This window comes from Sporomusa sp., from assembly GCF_057736855.1.
Genome location: NZ_JBYKYF010000255.1, coordinates 1 through 4485 on the forward strand (window position 1 = coordinate 1; position 4485 = coordinate 4485).

Here is a 4485-nt window from a genome sequence, read left to right on the forward strand (position 1 = left end):
AAGGTATAATTTAATAATGCAAAATAGAAATATAGAAGGTTATATCGTTTATATGCAATGACAGGGTCTAGCATAATTAAGGGTTTTCAGAGAGTCGGCGGCAGGTGTGAGCCGGTAGCACAATTATGTAATCCACCCTAGAGCATGCGGCGATGAGTCGCACGGTTCACGCCCGTTATACGTGCCGAGTGGACTGCTGAGCAGTCAATCAGGGTGGTAACGCGGGAGAAATCAACTCTCGTCCCTATGCAATGGGACGAGGTTTTTTTATGTGGTGGACTATCACACCCAGAAAGCTTAGCCAATGAAGTGTAATACTGATTACATAAGGGAGGAGTATACATACATGTTAGACATTAAATTTGTACGGGAGAACCCTGAAACAGTAGAACAAGCATTGAAAAACCGGGGAAGCGCTATCAGCTTAAGCGAATTTCTTGGTCTCGAGAAAGAACGCCGCGAACTGTTAGCCGAGGTTGAGGCCCTCAAAAACAAACGAAACACGGTTTCGCAAGAAATTAGCAAAAAGAAAAAGGCGGGTGAAAATGCCGATGATATGATTGCTGAAATGCGGGAGGTAGGCGATCGCATAGCAGCCATTGACGCCAAAGTAAAAGAGACCGAAGCCGCACTGTCAGCCATTCTGATGAGCATACCCAATGTGCCTCATGATTCGGTACCAGTAGGAAAAGACGAGCAGGATAATCAGGAAATACGCCGATGGGGAACACCGCGCGAGTTTGATTTTGAACCTAAACCTCACTGGGAAATTGGCGAAAAGTTAGGTATTCTGGATTTTGAACGTGGTGCAAAGGTAACTGGTGCCAGATTTACCTTTTATAAAGGTTTGGGATCTCGGTTAGAACGTTCGCTTATCAACTTCATGCTGGATTTGCACACTAAGGAGCATGGCTATACCGAATTTTTCCCACCGTTTATTGTTAATGAAGCCAGTATGATTGGTACTGGTCAATTGCCTAAATTTGCCCAAGATATGTTTAAACTGGAAGGTCTGGACTATTACCTTATTCCTACCGCCGAAGTGCCTATTACCAACTTGCACCGACAGGAAATTTTAGATGCCAAGGATTTGCCGCTCAACTATACTGCCTATAGCGGCTGTTTCCGGGCTGAAGCCGGGGCCGCCGGCCGAGATACCCGCGGCCTGATCCGTCAGCATCAGTTCAACAAAGTAGAATTGGTGAAGTTCTGTCTGCCGGAAGAGTCCTATAATGAGTTGGAAAAATTAACACATAACGCCGAAAGAGTGCTGCAACTATTAGGTTTGCCGCACCGGACGGTCCTGTTATGCACTGGCGATATGGGCTTTTCTTCAGCCAAAACCTATGATCTTGAAGTATGGCTGCCCAGCTTTAACACTTATCGCGAAATTTCTTCCTGTTCTAATTTCGAAGACTTCCAGGCTCGCCGCGCTGAAATTAAGTTCCGTCGTGGACCCAAGGCCAAGCCTGAGTTTGTGCATACCCTGAACGGTTCTGGGGTAGCGATTGGCCGGACTGTGGCGGCAATCTTAGAAAACTACCAGCAAGCAGATGGTTCGGTGATTATTCCTGAAGTACTGCGTCCCTATATGGGCGTCGATGTAATTAAGTAATTGGCTATTGACAGCCATCTTAGTCCTTTGTTAAAATTTAGAAAACAAATAAATATTTGTAAGGGATGATGGTTATAGGAGAGACCGTATGTGCGGCGCCGAAGGAGTAAGCCCTTTGTCAAACTCTCAGGCAAAAGGACTATAACCGGACTATACTCTGGAGAGCACATCCGTTCATGCGGGTGTCACCGATGGGGAGCTCCTGTGGGGGCAAATCTCTCAGGTAAACGGACAGAGGCAAAGAGAATGATTTCACTTTGCCTCTGTTTTTTTATTTTTTAACAGAAAGCCTGACTTTTGAGAGGTAGCAGAATACTAGCGATGTTTACCATTATCAGCGGTTGGCACAAGCCAAATGTATTCCAGAATGTGTTTTTGAGGTAATAATGGAATGGGTTGCAGCTTGGAAATTCTGATAAAAAGGAGAGGATGATATGACAGCAAAGCAGACGCCACTCTATGAGACCCATGTCAAATATGGCGGCAAAATGGTTGAGTTCGGCGGCTGGCTGCTTCCCGTGCAGTATACGGGAATACTGGAGGAACACAAAGCAGTGAGAGAAAGGGCTGGCTTGTTTGATGTGTCTCACATGGGTGAGATATTGGTGAAAGGGCCTGATGCCCTGGACTTTTTGCAGAACCTGGTAACGAATGATGTCTCCTTGATGGCAGATAACCAAGTACAGTATACACCAATGTGCTACCCGGATGGCGGCACTGTGGATGACTTGCTGATTTATAGGCGCAGCCTGGATGAGTACTTGCTGGTTGTTAACGCCGCCAATATTGATAAAGACTGGCAATGGCTGCAGGATTATTGCGGTACATATCAGGTAACGCTAACCAACTTGTCGGCAGAAACAGCTGAGCTGGCATTACAGGGACCGTTGGCGGAAACGATTGTAAGTAAACTAACCACGGCAACACTGACAAATTTGAAATATTACTGGTTTATTCCTGAAACTAAGATGGCGGAGAAGAAGGTTATGATTTCCCGAACCGGCTATACCGGAGAAGCTGGCTTTGAAATATATTGCCGTCCGGAAGATGCTGCTTATCTCTGGGAAACTATAATGGAAGCCGGTAAGCCCTATGGCGTACTGCCTGCCGGACTTGGCTGCCGGGATACTTTGCGGTTTGAGGCCGGACTGCCATTATACGGGCATGAATTATCGCCCATGATTACTCCAGTGGAGGCTGGTTTGGGCAAGTTTGTCGCTGTAGATAAAGGCCGGTTTAACGGGCAGGCGATTCTAACAGAGCAAAAGCAAACTGGAACTCAACGGAAACTAGTCGGGTTTGTGATGCTTGGACGGGGTATACCACGTGCTGAGTATCCGGTTACCTACCAAGGCCGCCGAATTGGCACAGTAACTACAGGGTCCTATGCGCCGACACTGGATAAAAATTTAGGGCTGGCGTTGGTGGATGCCGAGTATGCTGGTATTGGTCAGAATTTTGATATTGAGATTCGCGGAAAACAGATTCCGGCTAAGGTTATTGCTACCCCATTTTATCAGCGGCCTAAACTGCGATAATTTTGGTTTGTGAAAAGCAGGTCGTAAGGCGCAAATTGGCTTAAATAAGTTTGACTGAAACTCAGATGGGATACATCCCACTGATTCTAAGAATCACTTTAGCGAAAGGGGAAATAAGAATGAATATTCCTAAAGAGCTTAAGTATTCCAAAGATCATGAATGGGTGAGACTGGAAGGAAACATAGCAACTATTGGGATTACCGATTATGCTCAATCTCAACTTGGGGATGTAGTTTTTGTCGAGTTGCCGGAAGTTGGAACTGAGCTGACTAGCGGGAGTGGACTTTCGGTAGTAGAATCGGTTAAGGCCGTATCAGACGTGTATTCGCCGCTTTCCGGGAAAGTAACTGCTGGTAACGAAACTCTAGCTGATAGACCTGAGATGATTAACCAGGATCCTTATGGTGAGGGATGGATTGCTAAAATCGAAATTACTGACGAAGCTGAGTTAGCTGAGTTATTAGACAGTGAGTCTTATGCGCAACTGATTGCTGAGGGAGGGCATTAATCATGCCATGGAGTTATCTGCCGCATACGCCGTCAGACCGCATGGCCATGTTGGCAGCCATTGGGGTAAATGCGGTTGAAGATTTATATGCCGATATTCCCGTTGAACTGCGCCTACATCGCCTGCTGCAGCTACCGGCAGCTATGTCTGAGCCAGAACTGGCGGCCCATTTGGCAGCCATGGCCGGACGGAATCACCATACGGGTGAATATGCCTGCTTTCTTGGCGCTGGCGCGTATGACCATTACATACCTAGTATGGTTGATCATGTGCTTAGGCGTTCGGAATTTTATACAGCATATACCCAATATCAGCCGGAGATATCGCAAGGGTATCTGCAGGCGTTATGGGAATACCAAAGTCTAATTTGTGAACTAACTGGTATGGCGGTTGCCAATGCTTCCATGTATGACGGGGGTACAGCCCTGGCGGAAGCCGCTTTGCTGGCAGCTGGTGTTACCGGACGGACCGAACTGTTGGTAGCTACGACCATACATCCCCATTATCGTGCCATTTTGCGTACCTATGCTATTGACCGAGGCTATACTATCAGCGAGATCGGCTATCAGGACGGACAAATCGATATCCGGGAACTGCAGAACAAATTAAATAAGACGGTAGCCGCAGTCCTTGTACAGACTCCAAACTTTTTTGGCTGCCTCGAGGATAGTAAAGCAATCGCCAGTATAGTCCATGCGCACGGAGCGCTCCTAATTATAGCGGTGGATCCGATATCCCTCGGAATTTTGGAAGCTCCCGGCAAACTGGGCGCTGATATTGTGGTCGGGGAAGGGCAGAGCCTGGGAATTCCTCTGTCGTTTGG

The 4485-nt window shown here is 47.1% G+C and carries 4 protein-coding genes, 1 riboswitch and 1 other annotated feature; all 4 genes read left to right on the forward strand.

The window, feature by feature from the left end; translation table 11 throughout:
* Positions 1 to 48: 48 nt before the first annotated feature.
* Positions 49 to 249: a binding site (T-box leader), on the forward strand.
* A 97-nt stretch (positions 250 to 346) separates the two neighbouring features.
* Complete coding sequence (gene serS, locus AC29Z1_RS13960) at positions 347 to 1615, forward strand: serine--tRNA ligase (protein WP_488272064.1); 1269 nt, start codon at positions 347 to 349, stop codon at positions 1613 to 1615.
* Positions 1616 to 1680: 65 nt separating this feature from the next.
* A riboswitch (glycine riboswitch) is annotated at positions 1681 to 1767 on the forward strand.
* Between the two features lie 282 nt (positions 1768 to 2049).
* Positions 2050 to 3153: a glycine cleavage system aminomethyltransferase GcvT gene (gene gcvT, locus AC29Z1_RS13965; RefSeq protein ID WP_488272065.1), complete on the forward strand. Its 1104-nt coding sequence runs from the start codon at positions 2050 to 2052 to the stop codon at positions 3151 to 3153.
* A gap of 119 nt (positions 3154 to 3272) precedes the next feature.
* A complete protein-coding gene (gene gcvH, locus AC29Z1_RS13970; protein WP_488272066.1) occupies positions 3273 to 3662 on the forward strand; it encodes a glycine cleavage system protein GcvH in 390 nt (129 codons plus the stop codon).
* A 2-nt stretch (positions 3663 to 3664) separates the two neighbouring features.
* The coding region (gene gcvPA, locus AC29Z1_RS13975) for an aminomethyl-transferring glycine dehydrogenase subunit GcvPA (RefSeq protein WP_488272067.1) at positions 3665 to 4485 on the forward strand (821 nt) is incomplete at its 3' end.